Annotated in this window: 16 protein-coding genes and 1 pseudogene; 15 read left to right on the top strand and 2 right to left on the bottom strand. The window is 63.4% G+C overall.

Features of this window, described 5'->3' with window-relative positions; translation table 11 throughout:
- Positions 1 to 563: pseudogene (locus ADJ95_RS08945) on the top strand (peptide ABC transporter ATPase); the annotation flags it as partial.
- A 452-nt stretch (positions 564 to 1,015) separates the two neighbouring features.
- Here the strand turns inward: ADJ95_RS08945 and ADJ95_RS08940 are convergent.
- Positions 1,016 to 2,284, bottom strand: coding sequence for a DUF349 domain-containing protein (locus ADJ95_RS08940; RefSeq protein ID WP_049334280.1), 1,269 nt, complete (start codon positions 2,282 to 2,284; stop codon positions 1,016 to 1,018).
- Positions 2,285 to 2,851: 567 nt separating this feature from the next.
- On the opposite strand from ADJ95_RS08940, the gene hisS reads away from it, so the two are divergent.
- Positions 2,852 to 4,213 (top strand): histidine--tRNA ligase, encoded by a 1,362-nt coding sequence (hisS, locus tag ADJ95_RS08935; protein ID WP_049334279.1) that lies wholly within the window; start codon positions 2,852 to 2,854, stop codon positions 4,211 to 4,213.
- 211 nt (positions 4,214 to 4,424) lie between these two features.
- On the opposite strand, the gene ADJ95_RS09545 is transcribed toward hisS, so the two are convergent.
- On the bottom strand, positions 4,425 to 4,886 hold the full coding sequence (locus ADJ95_RS09545) for an endonuclease domain-containing protein (RefSeq protein ID WP_239662827.1): 462 nt from the start codon (positions 4,884 to 4,886) through the stop codon (positions 4,425 to 4,427).
- An 867-nt stretch (positions 4,887 to 5,753) separates the two neighbouring features.
- On the opposite strand from ADJ95_RS09545, the gene aspS reads away from it, so the two are divergent.
- From aspS to ADJ95_RS08865, 13 genes are all read left to right on the top strand, one after another.
- Positions 5,754 to 7,526, top strand: a complete 1,773-nt coding sequence (aspS, locus tag ADJ95_RS08925; protein WP_049334278.1) for an aspartate--tRNA ligase — start codon at positions 5,754 to 5,756, stop codon at positions 7,524 to 7,526.
- Positions 7,527 to 7,738: 212 nt separating this feature from the next.
- The gene (locus ADJ95_RS08920; protein ID WP_049334277.1) at positions 7,739 to 8,266 is read left to right on the top strand and encodes an adenylate kinase; all 528 of its coding nucleotides are present in this window, start codon (positions 7,739 to 7,741) and stop codon (positions 8,264 to 8,266) included.
- A gap of 107 nt (positions 8,267 to 8,373) precedes the next feature.
- Positions 8,374 to 8,808, top strand: coding sequence for a D-aminoacyl-tRNA deacylase (dtd, locus tag ADJ95_RS08915; RefSeq protein WP_049334276.1), 435 nt, complete (start codon positions 8,374 to 8,376; stop codon positions 8,806 to 8,808).
- 194 nt (positions 8,809 to 9,002) lie between these two features.
- Positions 9,003 to 10,592: a replication-associated recombination protein A gene (locus ADJ95_RS08910; RefSeq protein ID WP_049334275.1), complete on the top strand. Its 1,590-nt coding sequence runs from the start codon at positions 9,003 to 9,005 to the stop codon at positions 10,590 to 10,592.
- A gap of 783 nt (positions 10,593 to 11,375) precedes the next feature.
- Positions 11,376 to 12,008 carry a 30S ribosomal protein S4 gene (gene rpsD / locus ADJ95_RS08905; RefSeq protein ID WP_049334274.1) on the top strand — a complete coding sequence of 211 codons (633 nt, stop codon included), beginning with the start codon at positions 11,376 to 11,378 and terminating at the stop codon, positions 12,006 to 12,008.
- 297 nt (positions 12,009 to 12,305) lie between these two features.
- Positions 12,306 to 12,695, top strand: coding sequence for a DUF948 domain-containing protein (locus ADJ95_RS08900; RefSeq protein WP_049334273.1), 390 nt, complete (start codon positions 12,306 to 12,308; stop codon positions 12,693 to 12,695).
- Positions 12,695 to 13,180: a hypothetical protein gene (locus ADJ95_RS08895; RefSeq protein ID WP_049334272.1), complete on the top strand. Its 486-nt coding sequence runs from the start codon at positions 12,695 to 12,697 to the stop codon at positions 13,178 to 13,180. The genes ADJ95_RS08900 and ADJ95_RS08895 overlap by 1 nt, the downstream gene beginning before the upstream one ends.
- 165 nt (positions 13,181 to 13,345) lie before the next feature.
- Positions 13,346 to 16,033, top strand: coding sequence for an alanine--tRNA ligase (gene alaS, locus ADJ95_RS08890; protein ID WP_049334271.1), 2,688 nt, complete (start codon positions 13,346 to 13,348; stop codon positions 16,031 to 16,033).
- Between the two features lie 3 nt (positions 16,034 to 16,036).
- A complete protein-coding gene (gene ruvX, locus ADJ95_RS08885) occupies positions 16,037 to 16,600 on the top strand; it encodes a Holliday junction resolvase RuvX (protein ID WP_049334270.1) in 564 nt (187 codons plus the stop codon).
- A complete protein-coding gene (gene mltG, locus ADJ95_RS08880) occupies positions 16,597 to 17,802 on the top strand; it encodes an endolytic transglycosylase MltG (RefSeq protein ID WP_049334269.1) in 1,206 nt (401 codons plus the stop codon). The genes ruvX and mltG overlap by 4 nt, the downstream gene beginning before the upstream one ends.
- A gap of 132 nt (positions 17,803 to 17,934) precedes the next feature.
- On the top strand, positions 17,935 to 18,885 hold the full coding sequence (locus ADJ95_RS08875) for a shikimate dehydrogenase (RefSeq protein ID WP_049334268.1): 951 nt from the start codon (positions 17,935 to 17,937) through the stop codon (positions 18,883 to 18,885).
- Between the two features lie 89 nt (positions 18,886 to 18,974).
- Positions 18,975 to 20,192, top strand: a complete 1,218-nt coding sequence (gene aroC, locus ADJ95_RS08870; RefSeq protein ID WP_049334267.1) for a chorismate synthase — start codon at positions 18,975 to 18,977, stop codon at positions 20,190 to 20,192.
- Entirely contained in the window at positions 20,192 to 21,787 is a 1,596-nt protein-coding gene (locus ADJ95_RS08865; protein WP_049334266.1) for a shikimate kinase, read from the top strand. The genes aroC and ADJ95_RS08865 overlap by 1 nt, the downstream gene beginning before the upstream one ends.
- The last annotated feature ends 10 nt before the right edge of the window (positions 21,788 to 21,797 follow it).

The following is a 21,797-nucleotide window of genomic DNA, read 5'->3' as shown; positions in this document are numbered from 1 at the left end:
CCAACGTCTACAAGAACCAAGCCGTCAACTTCTACGTCGACGCACCCACCGCACATTGGGAAGGCGACCTCATGATCGGCCACGTAGAAATCGAATCCTATCCCACCCAGATGACCATCCAATACGGCAACGGTGACGAGGATACTTTCTACACCATGGGTAAGCCGGTTAGCAGGGCACGCGGCGAAGAGTCACGCAAGACCGCGACCAGTTATGTGTATAAGCGTTCGGGTAATTTCCATGCCTACGCAACAGTGTCATACTCTGGTCGTTTCCGGGTGAACGGCGGCGCATGGCAGGCGTTGGATGTTGTGTTGACGAAAGATACCGTTGACCCGCTGCTGGTGCGTGTGTGGTGGGTTGATGTGGGACGCGTCGGCGGCACCTGCGAAGACGACGACACTCGTTGGGGCTGCAAGAACGACCCGACGATGGGTAAAAAGGATAACCCGAACCCCAGGTTGCGCAAGGCTGACATCCGTACCGGCCAGCGCTGGCATCTAAACGATAGCGGTGACGGGGACACAGAGTATTCACTGCACCGCGACTGGCCCGACATGTAAACCAACTCTGACCCAATATATAAATAACCGCAGCAGGCAGCTCCGGATGCATGTGCGTCCGGGGCCGCCTGTTTCGTTTGGGCTAATTCAGCGGGGGCGGAAATTCGGTAATGACTTAGCGATTTCGGTCATGACTTAGCGTCTTTGGTAATGGTTAAAACCCCAGCCTGAAGTCACTAACCCATTACCGAAAAAGCTAAACCACTAACAGCTTCCCGCCCACCTGGCACATCCGGGACCGCCTGCTTTTTAGACAGAGGTTTTCGATAGGTTAGTGTCTTCGCGGTGGGTCTTTAACCTGCGGTGAAGACACTAACCTATCGAAAATCCATGAACCCTGTGCGCCCTCCATCTGCATAGGGTGGGGGCGCGAATATAATCCCCGCAGACATGCAGAAGCCCGGAGCACTAGCATCCAACAGCCAGCGCCCCGGGCACCCGTCGGCTAGACCCTAGCTACCGAAGCCCTGCAGGGTTGCTGCCCAGGCGCGGCGCGCCTCCAGAGCTTCCTTGGCCTTGGCGATCTTCTTGGAGTCGCCGCCCTTCTCAGCTGCGGCCAGCTCTGCTTCCAGTTCGGCGAGGGAGTCCTCGATCTGTGCGAGCAGGGAGTTCGCGCGTGCAGCCTTCGCCGGGTCGTTGCGCTTCCACTTGGCCTCTTCGGCGCCGTTGATTTCGTCCTGAATACGGCGCAGCTCGCCGTCCACGCGGCGCAGGTCGTTGCGGGGCACGCGGCCAGCCGCATCCCAGCGATCCAGAATCTTCTCGAAGGCGGCCTTCGCTGCCTCAATATCCTCAACGGGCAGGAGCGCGCGGGCCTCCTCCAGCAGTGCCTCCTTGACCTTCAGGTTCTCGGCGTAGACTGCGTCCTGCGCGGCCTCAGCCTCGTGGCGGGCGTTGAAGAACACGTCCTGAGCGGCACGGAAACGAGCCCACAGCTTGTCGTCCTCACGGCGGTGACCGCGCGGAACCTGCTTCCAGGCACGCATCAGCTCACCGTACGCGCGGGAGGTCTCAGACCAATCGGTCGAGGTGGACAGCTCCTCGGCGCGAGCAATCAGCTCTTCCTTGGCACGCTTGATGCGTGCGTTGCGGTCGTCCAGCTGGGAGAAGTGCGCGCGGCGGTTGCGATCGAAGGTGGTGCGGGCGGCGCGGAAACGCTTCCACAGCTCGTCCTCCACGCTCTTGGCCAGGTGAATCTCACGCTGAGCCTTCTTCCACGCCTCGAACAGCTCGTTCATGCGGGTATGCGAGTTCTTCCAGTGAATCTGGTCGGGGTCCTGGCCGGCAATCTGCTCGGCCTCGGCCACAATCTCTTCACGCACGGCCAGGGCACGTTCACGGTTCTCGGTGCGGGCCTGCTGCTGCTTCTCGCCAAGTTCGGCGATCTGCTCAGCGAGGGAGACGAGGCGCTTCTGCAGGCCGGAGTAGTCGCCGACCATGTTGCGCACGCCAATCTGCGAGCCGATGGAGGCGATGCCCTTCTGCAGATCCGCGGCGGGGGCGTTATTGGCCAGGCGCGACTCGAGCAGGGCGACCTGCGCCTCAACGTTTTCAAACTTACGGGCGAAGTAGCTGAGCGCTTCATCTTCGGATGCGCCGGGCAGCTGACCTACGGCGTACTCTTCGCCATCGACAATGACGAAGACGTGGCCGTCCTCGGAGACGCGACCGAACTGGCGGGCCTTCTCGAGGTTTACAGTGTCGTCGGATTTGGTAGTCACCGCTATAACTCTTTCACTCGGGGGTGCCGGATGCGGGGAGCGCCTTCGCGCCGCCTCGCCGAGGCGTGGGCCGCGACATTCCGCGGGGCACCCGTTGGGTTGTGCGTGTGCACCTCCTAAGCATAGCCGGTACGGGCCTCGCGTGAGTAGTGTCCGGTCGTGTTGTGTTCGTGGCGAACCGCCCGCCGCCGCGCATGTGGGCTCCGGCTATTCCGTTGAGCCGCTACCTGCGTTGTCTCCGTTGCCGCGCATGCGAGCCCCCGCCGCTACGCGTGCCCGCGGGTGCTTCGGCTTGAATCGACCAACGTGCTCCTGCGGAGGGCCGCCGGCATCACTCACACCGGCAATCAGCCAGGTAGTACCATCCCGGCGCATCGCTTCGACTCCTAATCGCCGTCGTCACGTTCAGGCGCGCCGCTCGCGAGTGTTGGCACGGGGACAAGCGGTTCACTCTGTCCGCGTGCGAGCCCCCGCCGTGCGTGCGGGTGTTGGTATGATGATAGATATGCCCGGCACCGTAGAGCGCCGGGGTTTTGTTGTCGAGTTCTTTATCAAGGAGTAGAGCGCATGGCTCGCAAGGCGTCGCTGTCTGGTTTCCCCGAGTATCTTCCGGCTGAACGACTGGTTGAGAACCACGTTCTCGACACCCTGCGTGAGACTTTTGAGCTGCACGGTTTTTCCCCGATTGAGACTCGTTCGGTAGAGACCATCGAGCAGCTGCTGCGCAAGGGCGAAATCGACAAGGAAGTGTACGCCATCTCGCGCCTGCAGGAGGACGACTCCGCGAAGGCCAAGGAGAAGCTGGCGCTGCACTTTGACCTGACCGTGCCGTTTGCCCGCTACGTGGTGGAGAACGCCGGCTACCTGAACTTCCCGTTCTCGCGTTACCAGATTCAGAAGGTCTGGCGTGGCGAGCGCCCGCAGGAGGGCCGCGCCCGCGAGTTCACCCAGGCAGATATTGACGTGGTTGGCGACGGCGAGCTGCCGTTCCGTTACGACGTGACCCTCGCGCTGGTCGTTGTCGATGCGCTGTCGAAGCTGCCGATTCCCGATTTCAAGCTGCGCGTGAATAACCGCAAGCTGGCCGAGGGCTTCTACCTGGGCCTGGGCCTGACCGACACCGCGGCCGTGCTGCGCTCCATCGACAAGCTGGAGAAGATTGGTCCCGAGCGCGTGGCCGAGGAGCTTCAGTCCGAGGCCGGTGCGAGCGCGGAGGCTGCCGCGGCCGCCCTGGAGCTGGCCCAGATTCGTACCGAGGATGCATCCTTCGTGGAGCAGGTGCGTGAGCTGGCCGCCAAGTATTCGGTGGAGCACGAGCTACTGGACCAGGGCCTGGCTGAGCTGGCCGAGGTCATTGAGGAGGCGTCCCGCCGTGCGCCGGGTAAGGTGCTGGCTGACCTGTCGATTGCTCGCGGTCTGGACTACTATACCGGCACCGTGTACGAGACCGTGCTGGTCGGCCACGAGTCGCTGGGTTCGATTTGCTCGGGTGGTCGCTACGAGTCGCTGGCCTCGAACGGTAAGAAGACCTACCCGGGCGTGGGCTTGTCCATCGGCGTGACCCGAGTGGTGGCTCGCATCCTGTCGCAGGGCTTCGCGCAGGCAAGCCGTAAGGTGCCTTCGGCCGTGTTCGTGGCCCTGACGAATGATGAGGGCTGGTCCGCCGCGAATGATGTTGCGGATGCACTGCGCGCCCGCGGCATCGCGTGCGAGGTGTCTGCGAATGCGGCGAAGTTCGGCAAGCAGATTAAGTACGCTGAGAAGCGCGGCATTCCATTCGTGTGGTTCATCTCTTCGGATGAGCCGGGTGCCCCGGTTCACGAGGTGAAGGATATCCGTTCGGGTGAGCAGGTGCCCGCCAACCCGAATTCGTGGATGCCGCCGGCTGAGGACCTGCACGTTCAGATTGTGCGTGCTGAGGGTCTGTAAATAGTAGGTCTGTAATACCTGCGGTGCTTGGCCGCGGTAATATTTGGCTGCTGTATTATCTGGCCGCTGTAAGTCTGTCGTTTACCCGCCCGGTGGGTGGTTTAGTAATTCGGCGGGTGGTTTAGTCGCTTTTGGGATGGTTAAGACCCACCCCATACGCGACTAAACCACCCACAAACCGAAACCGCGACCCATTGAGAGGCGACCGGGTTCACCGCAGAAGCAACCTCCGCAGGTGCGCCACAACTTCCCGTTCTTTCTGGAAGATATCGGCCCAGGTCAGGTGTATAACCGTCCATCCGGCGCGGGTGAGCGCCCGGTCGCGGGCCGCCTCCTGCCGGTCTCGGCCCGGGTAATCGACGTACTTCTGCTCGCCGTCAAACTCGAGAATGACCCGTAGCTCGGGCCAGGCGAAATCCGTTCGGTAGTGTCGCCCCTCGCACACAATCGGGTACTGGGTCACGGGGGAGGGCAGCTCGTGCTCCATGAGTAGGCATCGGGTGAGGCTTTCGCCGGCCGACTCGCTGGATGCATCCATCGCCCGAACAACGAGCGACCCATTCGAGCGGCCGCGCCCCGTAAGGTGCGTGAGGGCGTCGGTCACAGCCTCGGGCGTTAGGAGCCCCCGCCGCATCACGGAGTCGGTCAGTACCACGGCGTTCCGAAAAGGCATGGTCCGCACGCAATCCTGCAGCGTGCGAGTCACTGTTGTGACGGGAATGGATGTGCCCGGAATTACGGTCACCTCGCCGGGGTCAAGAGTAAATCGGTACCGACGGATTCGCCCCCGGTCCGAGGGACTTTTAGCGTTGCTGCACACGTTGAGCCTTGCCGGAACGGCTATCAGGTCGAGCCCCCAGAGCACCGCGGCTGATTCGTTCGAGAAGACCCCTTTCAGGCCGGCCTTGTGGGCGGCGATGCATCGTACACGAAGCCGATCGTCGTCTCGAAGGCCGGTAGCATCGGAGGCGTAGATGTAGGCTCCTCGCTGAATACGTTGCAGGGTCCCGGAGGCTATCAGTCTATTGACTTCCCTCGCGCCGATTCCCCGCAGCTTAAGGATGCGCGTGGTCAGCACAAGGGAGTACAGTTCGACGGTTCGTGGGGTGGGGGCAGTCAGGGAGTTCATACCCATCAGGCTGTCATGTTTGTGGCCGTTGCACGTGGCGAAAATCAAAATCTGTGGATAACTCGGCTGAAGACGAAGAAGGTTGCCCATCCACAGGGGAGGGGTTCGTCCCGTCGGGTGGATTCTGGGTGATCTAGTATCGGGGTCTGAGTAGTCCGGTGGGTGGTTTAGTCACTTGAAACATGGTTTAGTCGCATCTGCGGTGGGTCTTAACCACCCCAAACGCGACTAAACCACCCACAAACCGAAACCGCCCCTCGCAGCCCCTACCAACCTCCTTCCGCGAGAGAGTTCATGCCCCGGCAAGACGGGCTACAATGGATAAGGCGCACGCAGTGTGCGCATATCATCAACCGCGAGTACCCGGCTACTGTCTATAGTCGTGAGGTGCTCGCTATGAAAGGAATGTCTGTGCTTCGCACTCACACCAACGGCGAGCTGACCGCCGCAAACATTGGAGAGACCGTCACCCTGACCGGTTGGGTGGCTCGTCGCCGCGACCACGGTGGCGTCGCCTTCGTTGACCTGCGTGACCGCGAGGGCGTCACCCAGTGCGTTTTCCACAACGAGGCTGACTTCGAGCACCTGCGCAACGAGTACGTTCTGCGCGTGACCGGTAAGGTTTCCAAGCGCCCGGAGGGTAACGAGAACCCGAACCTGGCCACCGGTGAGATTGAGGTTGAGGTGTCCACCGTTGAGGTGCTGAACACCGCGGCCCCGCTGCCTTTCCAGATTGACGAGCACGTTGAGGTGGGTGAGGAGGCGCGCCTGCGCTACCGCTACCTGGACCTTCGCCGCCCGGAGCCGGCCCGCATCATGCGCCTGCGTTCGGAAGCGAACCGTGCGGCACGCAACCTGCTGGCCGAGGACGGCTACATTGAGGTTGAGACCCCGACCCTGACCCGTTCCACCCCCGAGGGTGCACGCGACTTCCTGGTGCCGGCTCGTCTGGCTCCGGGTTCGTGGTACGCTCTGCCGCAGTCCCCGCAGCTGTTCAAGCAGCTGCTGCAGGTGGGCGGTATTGAGAAGTACTACCAGATTGCCCGCTGCTACCGTGACGAGGACTTCCGCGCCGACCGTCAGCCCGAGTTCACCCAGCTGGACATTGAGGCTTCGTTCATTGACCAGGAAGACATCATTGACCTGGGCGAGCGCATCGTTGAGGCTGTGTGGAACCTGATTGATGTGAAGGTTCCCCGCCCGATTCAGCGCATGACCTACAAGGATGCGATGGAGAAGTACGGTTCGGACAAGCCTGACCTGCGCTTCGGCCTGGAGCTGACCGAGCTGACCGAGTACTTCAAGGACACCACTTTCCGCGTGTTCAAGGCTCCCTACGTGGGCGCCGTGGTGATGCCCGGTGGCGCATCCCAGCCCCGCCGCACCCTGGACGCTTGGCAGGAGTGGGCTAAGCAGCGCGGCGCTAAGGGCCTGGCTTACGTTCTCATTCAGGAGGACGGTGAGCTGACCGGCCCGGTGGCTAAGAACATTACCGACGCTGAGCGCGAGGGTCTTGCCGCCGCAACCGGCGCGAAGCCCGGCGACTGCATCTTCTTCGCCGCTGGTGAGGCTAAGGCTTCCCGCGCCCTGCTGGGTGCTGCCCGCGTTGAGATTGGTCACCGTACCGGCCTGATTAAGGACGACGAGTGGTCCTTCGTGTGGGTTGTTGACGCCCCCATGTTCGAGTCTGCTGCTGAGGCTACCGAGTCCGGTGACGTGGCTCTGGGCCACTCCGCATGGACCGCCGTGCACCACGCGTTCACCTCCCCGAAGCCCGAGTTCATGGACACCTTCGACACCGACCCGGGTTCGGCTCTGGCCTACGCCTACGACATTGTCTGCAACGGTAACGAGATTGGCGGCGGTTCGATCCGTATTCACCGCCGCGACGTGCAGGAACGCGTGTTCGCCGTGATGGGCATTGGTGAGGAAGAGGCTCAGGAGAAGTTCGGCTTCCTGCTGGATGCGTTCAAGTACGGCGCACCGCCCATGGGTGGTATTGCGTTCGGTTGGGACCGTGTTGTGTCTCTGCTGGCTGGCGTTGATTCGATCCGCGAGGTTATTGCGTTCCCGAAGACCGGTAACGGTTATGACCCGCTGACCGCCGCACCCGCTCCGATTACCCCGGAGCAGCGTAAGGAAGCCGGCGTGGACTTCAAGCCGAAGAAGAAGGACGAGGAGTAATCTTCTCCAGTCTTTGGTCTTGCACCCCGTGCGGGGTGCGGGGCTGTGTGGCGATTACCCGACGGGGCATTGAGTCTTGAGCTTTGAGCTCCGAGCTGTGAGGCTCGGGTCTTGCCGGGGTCGCCGTTGAGGGTGGGTTGTGTATTCTGCTGTGCAGGGTCGCAGCCCACCTTTTTGTCAATGGATACGCGAGAGAACAGCGGGAGGGGAGCATGCGCATCCTGATTGCCGGCCCGAGCGGTAGCGGTAAGACGACGTTTGCGGCGCGGTTGGGGCGCCTCCTGGACATTCCGCATACGGAGATGGACTCGCTGCACTGGGGGCCGAACTGGACTCCGCGCCCTAGTTTTGAGGCGGATGTTCAGGCGCTCATCGAGCGGCCCGCGTGGATTACGGAGTGGCAGTATCCGCAGGTGCGTGGCCGTCTGCTGGAGCGCGCGGACGTGGTGATTTACCTGCGCTATAGCCGCGCGGTGGTCATGTGGCGCGTGGTTCGCCGGACGGTGCGCCGCGCGGTGACGGGTCAGAAGCTGTGGGCTGATAACGTGGAACCGCCGCTGAAAGATATTCTGCGGGACCCGGACAACATGATCCGGTACACGTGGAGGAGCTACCCGCACGTGGGCCAGCTACTGGCGGAGGCTCGCGGGCAGCATCTGCAGAAGCGTTTTATTGAGTTCCGTACCCCGCGGGCGGCGAACCAGTTTTTGCGTGCCGTGCAGCTACGCGGCGTGCTCTGAGGCGGCTGCCTCTAGAACTGCGGCTCCTTCTAAACCGACCGCCGCGGATGGTATCGAAAGAGATGCGCGAGCCAAGCGAAAGCCGGCTCCATGATGAAAGGTGAACGATGCGAGTAGTTATTCAGCGCGTAACCCGCGCGGCGGTGCGCGTGAACGGCGAGACGGTCGGCGTGATTGACCGGCCCGGCTACCTGGTGCTGGTCGGCATCACCCACGGCGACGGCGCGGCGCAGGTCGCGAAGCTGGCCGATAAGACCGCGAACCTGCGCCTGCTGGAGGGGGAGAAGTCCCTCCTCGATGAGGGTGCGCCCGTGCTGGCGGTCAGCCAGTTCACCCTCTACGGGGATGCGAAGAAGGGCCGCCGCCCCTCCTGGTCTGCCGCGGCCCCGGGCCCGGTGAGCGAGCCGCTGTTCAACGACTACGTTCAGGCGCTGCGCGGCCACGGCCTGCACGTTGAGACCGGCGTGTTCGGCGCGGACATGCAGGTGGAGCTGGTCAATGACGGCCCGGTGACCCTGATTCTCGACAGCGAGACCCTCTAGGGTTGGCATCTCAATCGGCGAGCGAATCGTCCCGGGGGTATAAACCCAACCCCTGGGTTATGAACCCGCGGCGAAGAACGAACCTATCGAAACCCCATCGAAAACCCATGCGGCTTCACGCCGCGAGCTAAATCCGCAGCTGTATACCCACACCCCGTACCCGCCTCCAGATTGTGAAACGATAGAGTAAGACTATGGCTGATTCCCTCTTTGACCTTGAGCTGCCCGACGACGGGGACCGCGTGAGCCTGATTGGTGCGCCCGCTGAGGAGCCCGCCTCCTCGCGCCCCTCTGCGTCGCGTGCGCGCTCTGCCCGTTCGGCGTCCCGCGCGCCGTTGGCGGTGCGCATGCGTCCGCGCACGATTGATGAGGTTCTCGGCCAGGAGCACCTGCTGACCCCCGGCTCGCCCCTGCGCGTGTTGGCGGGGGAGAACGCCGGCCCGGCTGGCCCGTCCTCGGTGATTTTGTACGGCCCTCCGGGTACGGGTAAGACCACTCTGGCGCACGTGATTGCGCGCGCGCCGGGTCGCAAGTTCGTGGAACTTTCGGCGATTACCGCGGGTGTGAAGGACGTTCGCGCGGTCATGGATCAGGCGCTGCTCGACCGCGACATGTACGGCACGACCACAGTGCTGTTCCTCGACGAGATTCACCGTTTTACCAAGGCTCAGCAGGATGCGCTCCTGCCCGGCGTGGAGAACCGCTGGGTGATTCTGGTGGCGGCTACAACGGAGAACCCGTCGTTCAGCATTATTTCGCCGCTACTCTCGCGCTCGCTGCTGTTGCGGGTTCATTCGCTGGAGCAGTCCGATATTGAGCGGCTGATTGACCGTGCGCTGGCTGATCCGCGCGGTTTTGACGGTGCGGCGGTTATTGATGCGGATGCGCGCGCCCACCTCGCGGCGGTTTCCGGAGGCGACGCTCGCCGCTCCCTGACCTCGCTGGAGGCGGCGGCCGCCATCGCGTTCAGCGAGGCCGAACAGGCTTCGGCAGAGGCCGCCGGCTCGCACGGGGGCGGCTCCGCCGAAACCGCAGAAACCGACCCGGCTGAGAATGACCCCGCTCAGCCCGACCCCGCTCAGCCCGACCCCGCCGAGGGCTCAGATGACCCGGCGGGGGAGAAGTCCCCGGAACCCGCCGCCCCTGTCCGCATCACCCTGGCGCACGCCGTGGAGGCGGTGGACCGCGCCGCAATTCGTTACGACCGTTCGGGTGACCAGCACTATGACGTGGTGAGCGCGTTCATCAAGTCCATGCGCGGCTCTGACGCGGATGCCTCGGTGCACTATCTGGCGCGCATGTTGGAGGGCGGCGAGGACCCGCGCTTCGTGGCGCGTCGCATCATGATTCTGGCGAGCGAGGACATTGGCCTGGCTGATCCGCAGGCCCTGCAGGTGGCGACGGCCGCGGCGCAGTCGGTGGCGCTGGTGGGCATGCCGGAGGCGCGCATTATCCTCTCGCAGGCGGTGATTTATTGTGCGCTCGCGCCGAAGTCGAACGCCGCCTATAACGCGATTAACCGCGCGATTGCGGATGTGCGTGCGGGCGCCTCGGGTCAGGTTCCGGTGCACCTGCGTGACGCTCACTATGCGGGGGCTAAGCAGTTTGGTCACGGCGACGGCTACATTTATGCGCACGATGCGCCGGGCCACGTGGCGGCGCAGCAGTACCTGCCGGATACCCTGCGCGGCACGGTGTACTACGAGCCGACTCAGCACGGTTTTGAGCGTACGTTGACGGAGCGTCGTGAGCGTATCCGCAGGATTCTTGACGGCGGCAACTAGCCGCACGGAGGGGCCGTGCCGGTTCACCGCGCAAACTAGCCGCGGCGCGCGCTTGCCGCGCAGACTACTCGCGCAGACTAGCCGTGCTCATTAGCCGCGCGGGCCGGTTGGCTGAGCGGTTTAGCCGCATGAATTAGCCGCGCGGACTTATCACGCAAACCACCCGCGCCGGCCCGTCTATAGGACAGCAGACAGTGAGCACACGCAAAATGCGGTGCGCAGTACCTCGGTCGTACTGCGCACCGCATCAGAGTTTGAGTTGTGATAGATGTCTTGACCGCCGGCCAATCCCGGAAGGGCGGACGCCAAGCTTGTATGCCCAGTCTAGGCGATGCGAGAGCTCGAAAGCAAGCTAATCCCATAGATTCACAGGTTAAAAATAACGGAATGATTACAATCCAACATCTACACCCGGCAATTTTGTGAGGAAGGCTCCCCTAAATGCTTCTGACGGGTGTAAATATTCCCCGTGGGGTTCGTGTGGGTATATGTCAAAAACCCACACAAACGGCAATTTAAACTAAAGATTCCCCAAAAGGCTGGTAAAGCCGGGGCGCATCCGGTAAGCTTGACGGGTCTGGCAATTGCTATGCCCGCATCCGTGCGAGCATGAGTAATGTAGCTGCGAGGTACTCTGCCTCGCGCTCTCCGCCTCACCGCCGCGCAGCAACGACCGAATCGGTCGCGCGCGGGCCACGGCGAGGTCACCCGAGGAGGCCAGTATCCAAACAGACCGAGGCCCCACCCGTGAGGGTGCAGGAGCCTCACATAGAAAGGTAGATTGTGGCTAAGCACAACCGCACCCGCCGTACCGTGCGTCAGTCCCGTGCCCTGGGCATTGCTCTGACCCCGAAGGCAGAAAAGTACCTCGAGCGTCGTCCTTACGGCCCCGGCCAGCACGGCCGTGCCCGCAAGAAGGCTGACTCCAACTACGCTACCCAGCTGAAGGAAAAGCAGCGTCTGCGCGCTCAGTACAACATCCGCGAGGCACAGATGCGCCGCGCATACCTCGAGGCAAAGCGTACCGAGGGCCAGACCGGTAAGAACCTGGTCGAGCTGCTCGAGACCCGCCTCGATGCCCTGGTTCTGCGTGCAGGTTTCGCCCGCACCATTGCTCAGGCACGTCAGATGGTTGTTCACCGTCACATTCTGGTTGACGGCGTTCGCGTGGACCGCCCCTCGTTCCTCGTCAAGCCCGGCCAGCTGATTCACGTTCACCCCAAGGCTGAGAAGACTGCCCCCTTCCAGGCTGCGGCTGCTGGCGAGCACCAGGCAGTTCTGCCCGAGGTTCCCGCATACCTGAACGTTGAGATTGAGAAGCTGCACGCAAAGCTTGAGCGTAAGCCCAAGCGTGAAGAGATCCCCGTGATCTGCGACGAGCAGCAGGTCGTTGAGTACTACTCGCGTCTGGCATAATCTCGATTTTTCGAGAAGCAACCCGTTCCGTACCGTTTCGGTGGGGGACGGGTTGTTCCCGTTTAAGGGCCCGGCTTGGGGTTCTGTCCCTCGGATGCGGGCTTCGCCTCGGCTCATTCGGGAACCTGTGAATTGTTCAATCCTGGGAGTTTCATGAGAGTTTAAGGGGCGCGAGAAGGAATTTTCGACTAGAATAAGGGATTGAACTGTGTAGGCAGTCCGACCGATGCGCCACGGCGGCGCGCCGGTGAGTACGACTATTGACAAGCACCATGCGTTACGCGAAATGAGGTATAGATGACTGGCGGAGATATTGCAGGCCTGATTGCGGCGGGAGTTTTCGCGATTCTCGTGGCGCTGCTGGCCCTTCCCATTATTCGCCTGACCAAGGTGTTTGATGAGCTGATTGTGACGATTCGTTCGCTCAACCAGAGCACCGCGCCGCTCATTGAAGAGGTGACCCGTACCGTGGTGACCACCAACGAGCAGCTCGAGAAGGTTGACGACATCACCTCGAACGTTTCGGATGCCTCCGCGAACGTTTCGGCCCTGTCCTCGCTGGTGACTTCGACCGTGGGCCAGCCGCTGATTAAGGTGGCTTCCTTCTCCTACGGCGTGCGCCAGGCCTTCCGCGGCGGCAACAAGTCCGGCCAGCAGGGTGGCACCTCCGCGGGCGGTGAGAACTAATGGGTCTGCTCCGTTCCGTTCTTCTGCTCGGTGCCGGTGCCGCGGCGGGCTACCTTGCCTCCCGACGCGCCTCCTCTTCCGAGTCCGCACAGCGTACCCCCGGTAGCGCCCTGCTCAAGCGTGAGCACGGCGAGCTGGCCCTCAACCCGGAGTCTCAGATGGCAAAATTCTTCGATTCGCCCCTCGGCAAGCCCCTGCAGCCCTACGCGCTGAAGGCCGTCGAGTTCGCAGCCCGCGTGCGCGAGGGCATGCAGGAGAAGGAGATGGAGCTCAACGCCAAGGTGGAGCGCCAGAAGCAGGACCTGCGTCCCGGTTCCCTTGATACCTGGGAGAGGGGCATGAGCACGACCGAGATTGAGGCCGCAAACCGCGGCATTGCCGAGCGCGAGCTCATTGAGGTGGAGTCGCAGATCGCCTCGCTGGAGAAGGCGCGCGAGCAGCGCATCGCCCGCGATCGCGAGCTCGGGGACGACTTCTTCAACTAACTAGACTTCGGCCGAAAGGCCGCCGTCTACCGAACCGACTTGCCCGTCGCGTGAGGGCGTTGGAGGGGCCCATAATGGCCCCTCGATTAGCCATTTTGCGCGCGGAGAGGCACCATAGGTCAGTAGACTATTTAGAATTTCGCACAGATTATTCAAAGGAACGAGATGCTCTCACAGGAGATTTCCAAGCGCTGGATCGATTTCTTCGCTTCCCGCGGCCACACCGTGGTGCCTTCGGCATCGCTGATTTCGAACGAACCCGGCGCCATGTTCACCATCGCCGGCATGGTTCCGTTCATTCCCTACTTCCTGGGCCGTGAGACCCCTCCGTTCTCCCGCGCGACCAGCGTGCAGAAGTGCATCCGCACCCTGGATATTGAAGAGGTCGGTAAGACTGCGCGTCACGGTACCTTCTTCCAGATGGCTGGTAACTTCTCCTTTGGTGATTACTTCAAGGAGCAGGCGATTCCTTTCGCTTACGAGCTGCTGACCACCCCGCAGGATCAGGGTGGTTTTGGTCTGGATCCGGAGCGCCTGTGGGTCACCATTTATGAGGGTGACGACGAGGCGTTCGATATTTGGCACAACAAGGTGGGCTTCCCGGCTGAGCGTATTCAGCGCATGGGCATGAAGGAGAACTACTGGTCCACCGGCCAGCCCGGCCCCGCAGGCCCCGACTCCGAGATTTTCTACGACCGCGGCCCCGCCTACGGTAAGGAAGGCGGCCCGGCGGCTGACGACGACCGTTACATCGAGATCTGGAACCTCGTGTTCATGCAGTACCAGCGTGGCGAGGGCATCGGCAAGGACGACTTCGAGATTCTGGGCGATCTGCCGAAGAAGAACATCGATACCGGTCTGGGCGTTGAGCGTCTGGCCATGCTGTTGCAGGGTGTCGAGAACTTCTACGAGACCGACCAGGTGCGCCCCGTTCTGGATGCTGCTTCTAAGCTGTCCGGTAAGAAGTACCATGGCTCCGAGTCCGCCGAGGACGAGGGCTACGAGGACGACGTGCGCATGCGCGTGGTGGCCGACCACATCCGCTCCTCGCTCATGCTGATTGCTGACGGCGTGACCCCCTCGAACGAGGGTCGCGGCTACATTCTGCGCCGCCTGATGCGCCGCGCGATCCGCGCTATGCGCCTGCTGGGCGTGACCGAGCCCTGCCTGCCCGTGCTGTTCCCGGCTTCGCGTGATGCGATGAAGGGTGCGTTCCCGTACGTGGCTGACGACTTCGAGCGTATCTCCCGCATTGCCTACGCCGAGGAGAAGGCGTTCCTGCACACCATCGAGACCGGTACCGAGCGCCTGGAAGAGGCTGTCGCTGCCGCTAAGAAGGACGGCTCGAACTCCGTTTCCGGCGCCGAGGCCTTCGCACTGCACGACACCTACGGCTTCCCGATTGACCTGACCCTCGAGATGGCCGCCGAGGCCGGCGTGAAGGTTGACGAGAAGGCCTTCCGCGAGCTGATGGCCGAGCAGCGCCACCGCGCACAGGCTGACGCCAAGGCTAAGAAGGGCGCCTTCGCCGACCTCTCCGAGCTGCGTAAGCTCGTGGACGAGCGCGGCTCCATCTTCACCGGTTACACCGAGCTGCGCACCGAAACCAAGCTGCGCGCCATCCTGGTGGACGGCGTGTCCGTGCCCGCCGCTAAGGCCGGCGACAAGATCGAGGTCGTCCTGGACGAAACCCCGTTCTACGCCGAGGCCGGTGGCCAGGCAGCCGACACCGGTGTGATTACCGGTAACGGCTTCATCATTGACGTTCAGGACGTTCAGCAGCCCGTCAAGGGCCTGAGCGTTCACCGCGCCATCGTGCGCGAGGGCGAGGCTCACGTCGGTGCCGATGTTGTGGCACAGGTTGACGTGCAGCGCCGCCGCGACGGTGAAAAGGCACACTCGGGTACCCACATCATCCACGCCGCCCTGCACCAGGTACTCGGCAACGAGGCTACCCAGCGCGGTTCCTTCAACAAGGAAGGCTACCTGCGCTTCGACTTCGCGTGGGGCGAGGGCCTGTCCGAGTCCGCTAAGCGCGAGGTGGAAGAGGTTGCTAACCTCGCCATCCGCGACAACCACGAAGTGATTACCCGCGTGATGCCGCTGGCCGAGGCGAAGGCTCTGGGTGCCATGAGCCTCTTCGGCGAGAAGTACGGCGACGTGGTGCGCGTGGTTGAGATTGGCGGCGACTTCTCCCGCGAGCTGTGCGGTGGTACCCACGTGGGCACCTCTGCCGAGATTGGTTCGCTGTCGCTGCTGACCGAGAGCTCCGTGGGCTCCGGCAACCGCCGCGTCGAGGCCCTGGTGGGTCTGGACTCCTTCAACCACCTGGCAGCTGAGCGCACCCTGGTGAACCAGCTGACCGGCCTGATGAAGGTTCAGTCCTCCGCAGACCTGCCCGAGAAGATTAACCAGACCCTGGCTAAGCTGAAGGCCGCCGAGAAGGAGCTGGCTCAGCTGCGTCGCGAGAAGCTGCAGGCCGAGGCCGGCAAGCTTCTGGAGAACGCACAGACTATCGGCTCCGTGCGCGTTCTGGCCCACAACGCCGGCGAGCTGGACGCCAACGGCGTGCGCGAGCTGGCCCTGGACCTGCGTTCCCGCTTCGGTTCCGAGGCCGCCGTGGTGGCCGTGGCCGGCGTATCTAACGGCCGTCCCGTGATCCTCGTGGCAACCACCGAGGGCGCTCGCTCCGCCGGCGTGAAGGCTGGCGCCCTGGTCCGCGTGGCCGCCGGCGTGCTCGGCGGTGGCGGCGGCGGTAAGGACGACGTCGCTCAGGGCGGTGGCCAGGACGCATCCAAGATTGGTGCCGCTCTGGACGCCGTTCGCGACGCTATCGCACAGGCTCAGGCCTAAGACATGGCAGAATTCCAGCGCGGAGTGCGGATGGGTGTTGACGTGGGTAAGGCCCGTGTCGGCACCGCCCTCAGCGACCCCGACGGCATCCTCGCCACCCCGCTCAAGACGCTGCGTCGCGACGAGAAGAAGAACTCCGATCGTCGCGTGCTACGCAAGCTGATTGAGGTGAACGAGGTGGTCGAGGTGTTCGTCGGGCTTCCGAAGACCATGCGCGGCGGGGAGTCCTCCTCGACCGAGATGGCTCGGGAATACGCTCAGGCTCTGCGCTCCGAGCTGGACGCCGAAAATAAGACACACATTAACATTTGGCTGGTGGATGAGCGACTCACCACCGTGAGCGCTCACCGTGCACTGCACGAGGCTGGGGTATCCAGCCGAGATTTCAAGACTATGGTTGACCAGGTGGCGGCTGTGAACATTTTGCAGTACAGCCTGGACGCCCTCAAGGCAGGGCAGTCTGTAGCCGGGTACAAGGTGAGCGATCCGGCCCACGAAGAGAACCGACCGCACGAGTTAGAAGGGGCTGCGGTTGGTGCCGTCAATGAAACGGAGAACCTTCAGTGACCGAAAAGAATAAACATTCCGAGGAACACCCCGAAGAGAGCGGTCTGGACCTTTTTCGGCCGACGAAAGCCGATGAGGAAAAAGGCATTACCGGCATTACCTTGGAGCACGAGATTGTCTCTGTAGCGACTCTGCGTGCTCGCAAGCGCCGTCGCCGCGCCATCATGCTGAGCGCCATGTCGCTCTTCGTGGCGGCCCTGGTGATTATTTCTGCCGCTTTCATCACGCGGTACGATCCGTTCAAGACGCGCGACTACTCCGGCGGCGGTAACGGCACGACCGTGACCTTCACGATCCGCTCGGGCCAGTCCACCGCGCAGGTGGCGAACGAGCTGGAGGCGGCCGGCGTGATTGCCGACGCCGATAAGTTCGTCGAGGTGTACAGCAAGGAAAGCAACGGCAAGTACCTGCAGCCGGGCACCTACGAGCTTCAGCAGCACATGAGCAGCTCGAGCGCAATCAACACGATTATCGAGGCGAACAGTAACGTGCTGTACTTGGCGATTCCGCAGGGTAAGCGCGTGACCGAGACCATCGACCTGATCGTTTCCGGTTCTGACGGCGCGTTCACCCGCAAGCAGGTGGAAGAGGCCGTGCAGAACTACACGCAGTACGGCGTGCCGAGCAACTTCCCCTCGATTGAGGGTTGGCTGCACCCGGGCGAGTACCGATTCCCGAAGGACACCGACATCAAGAAGGTCATTCAGACCATGGTCGATAAGACCAAGGCCGACCTGAAGGAAGCCGGCGTGAGCGGCGATCAGAAGGCCTTCGAGGTGCTGACCATCGCCTCCATCGTGGAGCTTGAGGCTCAGCCGAAGGACTACGTGGCGGTTGCGGGCATCATTGAGAACCGTCTGAACAACCCGGATGGTGAGACCTCCGGCCTGATTCAGTCGGACGCAACCGTGACCTACGGTCTGGGTGTCCGCTCCTACCACCTGACGGAGGAGCAGAAGGCAGACAAGAGCAACAAGTACAACACGTACGCGAACAAGGGTCTGCCGAAGGGTCCGATTGGTTCCCCGCAGCTGGCGTCCATCAAGGCCGCCGCCGCTCCGGAGAAGAACCCGTACTACTACTGGGTGACCGTCGACCTGGATTCCGGCGAGACCAAGTACTCCCGCACTTACGCTGAGCACCAGCGTTACGTGGAAGAGTACAACCAGTGGTGCTCGAAGCACCCGGGCCGCTGTAACTAAGCTGCAGCTGATGTAGAGGGCGGGCACCGTTCCCACGAGAGTGGGGCGGTGCCCGCCTTTGCTGTACCCGCTAAAATGGGAGGTGGCCCCCGCGGCCGTCCGTGACCCGGCATTGAGAGCGAAAGAGTATCGATGAAGACTGAACCGTACCGCGAAGCCCCGTATCTTCGCCGCGCCTACGTGCTGGGCCACCCGATTGCCCATTCGCTCTCGCCCGCGCTGCATCGGGCCGCGTACGCGTACCTGGGCGAGGCGAACCTCGAGTACGATCGTCGCGATACCCTGCCCGAGGACCTGCCGGAGATTATGCGCGGCGTGCGTAACCCGGCTGGCACCGAGGAAGCCCCGTATATTGCGGGCCTGTCGGTGACCATGCCGTTGAAGACCGCGGTCATCAAGTACTGCGATGAGCTGAGCGAGACCGCCCGCGTGACCGGTGCGGTGAACACGGTGTACCCGCGCGGCGAGAGGGTGCTGGGCGATAACACCGACGTGATCGGCATCGTGAACGCGCTGCTGCACGCGGGTCTGAAGCTGAACCACGAGCGCGACGAGCCCGCCGTGATTGGCGGGGGAGCGACCGCGATTTCCGCCCTGACCGCCCTGCATCAGCTGGGTTACCGCCGCGCGAGCGTGTACGCCCGTTCCCTGCATAAGCTCGGTAGCGTGCAGGAGGCGGCCGAGCGCCTGGGCGTGCAGCTGTCGACCGTTGCCCTGGCCGAGTTCCCCGCGGAGCAGAAGGCTCGTCGCCACAACCCGGTCATTTCGACCCTGCCGGCCCGCGCGGCGGACGACTGGGCCCCGCAGCTGGCCGACCCCGCGGGCGCCTCCGCAACGCACCAGCCGGTACTGCTCGATGTTGCGTATAACCCGTGGCCCTCGGTGCTGGCGAGCGCCTGGGAGGCAAGCGGGGGAGCCGTGGTCTCCGGCCTGGAGATGCTGCTCTACCAGGCCGTCGAGCAGGTTCTGCTCTTCACGGATTGCACCCTGCAGCCCGCCGAATTGCTGGGTCTGATCAATGCGATGTGCGCGGCGGTAGGTCTTCCGTCCCGTGAACACCTCCCGGCGCCGCTCGCCGAGTAAAGCCCGCATTTTATACACTTTCTACATTGAAGAATTATTATTCCTTCCACCTGCGCGCCGGTGCGGGTGACACGAAAAGAGGTTAACCTATGGCTCTTCGTTGGCTCACTGCCGGAGAATCCCACGGCGAGGCGCTCGTCGGCATCATTGAGGGCGTTCCCGCCGGTGTGGAACTCACCAGCGACATGGTGCGTGACGCCCTGGCTCGCCGCCGCCTGGGCTACGGCCGCGGTGCCCGCATGAAGTTCGAGGAGGACCGCGTGCGCATCCTCGGCGGTGTGCGTCACGGCCTGACTCAGGGCGGCCCGGTCGCTATTGAGATTGCCAACACCGAATGGCCCAAGTGGACCGACGTGATGAGCTCCGATCCGGTTGACCCCAAGCTGATTGAGCACCGCGCACGTAACGCGGCGCTGACTCGCCCGCGTCCCGGTCACGCCGACTTTACCGGCATGCAGAAGTACAACTTCTCTGAGGCTCGCCCGGTGCTGGAGCGCGCCTCCGCTCGTGAGACCGCGACCCGCGTGGCGCTCGGCGTGGTCGCCGCTCAGATTCTGAAGGCTCTGGGCGTTGAACTGGTCTCTCACACCGTGGCTGTAGGCGGCGTGCACGCTCCCGAGGGTGCCCCCGTGCCTTCGCCCCGCAACGTGGAGCAGCTGGACGCCGACCCGCTGCGCTGCTTCGACAAGGCAACCTCCGACGCGATGGTTCAGCGCGTGGACGAGGCGCACAAGGACGGCGAGACCCTCGGCGGCGTGGTTGAGGTGCTCGCGTACGGTATGCCTCCCGGACTGGGTTCGTACGTGCACTGGGACCGCCGCCTGGACGCGCGCCTGGCCGCAGCGCTGATGGGTATTCAGGCCATTAAGGGCGTTGAGGTGGGCGACGGTTTCGCGACCGCCGACCGCCCCGGCACCGCCGCTCACGACGAGATTTCCATTGGCGAGCACGGCGTGACCCGCGATACCAACCGTGCAGGTGGCATTGAGGGCGGCATGAGCATCGGCGACCTGCTGCGCGTGCGCGCGGCCATGAAGCCGATTGCGACCGTGCCGAAGGCTCTGAAGACCATTGACACCTCCACCGGTGAGGAGGCTCGCGCCCACCACCAGCGTTCGGACGTGTGCGCCGTTCCCGCCGCCGGTGTGGTGGCGGAGGCTATGGTCGCCCTGGTGCTCGCTGAGGCTGCACTGGAGAAGTTTGGCGGCGACTCGATTGGTGAGACTCGCCGCAACATGGATTCCTACCTGGACGCCATTCCGGCGTCTCTGGCGTGGGAGTCTAACGTGGCTGGTTGGGACGCGTAGTGCCCCTTCCGGCGGAGTCTGAGGGCCGCGGCGCGAAGGGACGCGGTTCCGGGGAGGTTTCTGTGGAGCAGGGTGTTCGCCCGGTCGCTTCGAGCCCCCTTGCGCGTATTGCTGCGGCAACGCAGCGTGCGCGAGGGGGCGCTTCGCCGCGCCCGGAATCCGGTGTATCTTCCGCGGCTGAGCGGGTTGTTGAGGCTGAGCCGCCCGAGGCTACCGCTCGCGAGGCTTCTTCCCGCGAACCCGGTGCGGCGGGTGCCGAATCTAATGCGGGTACCGAGTCTAACCCGGGTTCTGGGGCTGCCGGCTCGGCTTCCTCTGCGCGCGCGGCTTCTCGCGTGCCCACCCCGGCCGATCTGATGCGCTCGGGTGCCCGCCCCCTACTCGCCGCCGCGACGGCGAGCGCGCGGGGCGTGCGTCTGTACGCCTCCTCGGCCTCCGAGGATGCCGACCCGGCTGCGGGCCTGGATGAGGACCTGCGCCTGAAGCTGCTCAGCGCCCTGCAGGGCATGGGCACCGCTGAAGAGGAACCCCGCAAGGAACCCGCGAAGGCGGAAGTACCCAAGCCCGCAGCTCCAAAACCTGCCGCGCCGTCAGTAGTCGCTACGCCCAAGCCGACTGTGCCTAAGCCTGCCGCGCCCAAGCCGGCACCTCCGAAGCAGGCTCAGCCTGCAGAGGCGGCGGGGGAGAGCGTTTCTGCTCCCGTGCAGAAGGCTGAACCCAAGCCTGTACCGGTCACGCCCGCAGCCCCCGTAGGTGTGCCCGAAACTTCCGTAGCTGTGCCCGCGGCTGAACCCGCCAAGCCGGTCCGTCCGACCCCTGCGCTATTCGGCAAGGTGCAGGTTTCTGCGGCCGAGTCTGTGGCCGAGGAAATCGCGGCGGTGGACTCCGCCGAGGCCGCTGCCGAGATTGAGGCGCGCGCCGCATCCGAGGCGGAGCTGAACGCCGAGCTCGAGCCCGGTGAACTCGAGCCCGTTGAACTTGAGCCCGGCGAGATCGAGGAGTCCGCCCGCATCCACCCCCAGCAGGTGCGCGAGATGCACGAGAACTTTGCCGAGCAGTCGCGCCCCATCGTGCTGATCGGCCCCATGGCGGCCGGTAAGACCTACATTGGCACGCACCTGGCGCGTTTCTACGGCTACGAGTTCCTTGACGCCGACCAGCTGATCGTGGAACGCTACGGCGAGGTCTCCGAAATTTTTGAGATTTTCGGTGAGGCGCACTTCCGCGAGCTGGAACGCAAGACCATCGAAGAGGTGCTGACCTCCCCGGTGTACCGCAACACGGTGTTTTCGCTCGGTGGCGGCGCGCCCATGACCGATTCGGTTGCGGAGCTCCTCAAAGACGAATGCGTGGTGTACATTCTGGTTGATGCCGAGACCGTCACCCCGCGCATTACCGGCAATAAGACCCGCCCGCTGCTGCAGCCGAACCCGGTCGAGCGCTGGACCGACATTTTTGAGCGTCGCCGCAGCCGCTACGAGGAGCTGGCGCACTTCACCCTGGATGCTCGCGGCGGCCGCCCCATTACCGAGATGACCGCAGAGATTCAGGCGTACGTCACCGCCAGCCGCAAGGCGCGGGCGAACAACTCCTGACCCCCTCCTA

This window comes from Rothia mucilaginosa, assembly GCF_001061665.1.
Lineage (GTDB): Bacteria > Actinomycetota > Actinomycetes > Actinomycetales > Micrococcaceae > Rothia > Rothia mucilaginosa_A.
This window is presented reverse-complemented; position numbering and strand designations above follow the sequence as displayed.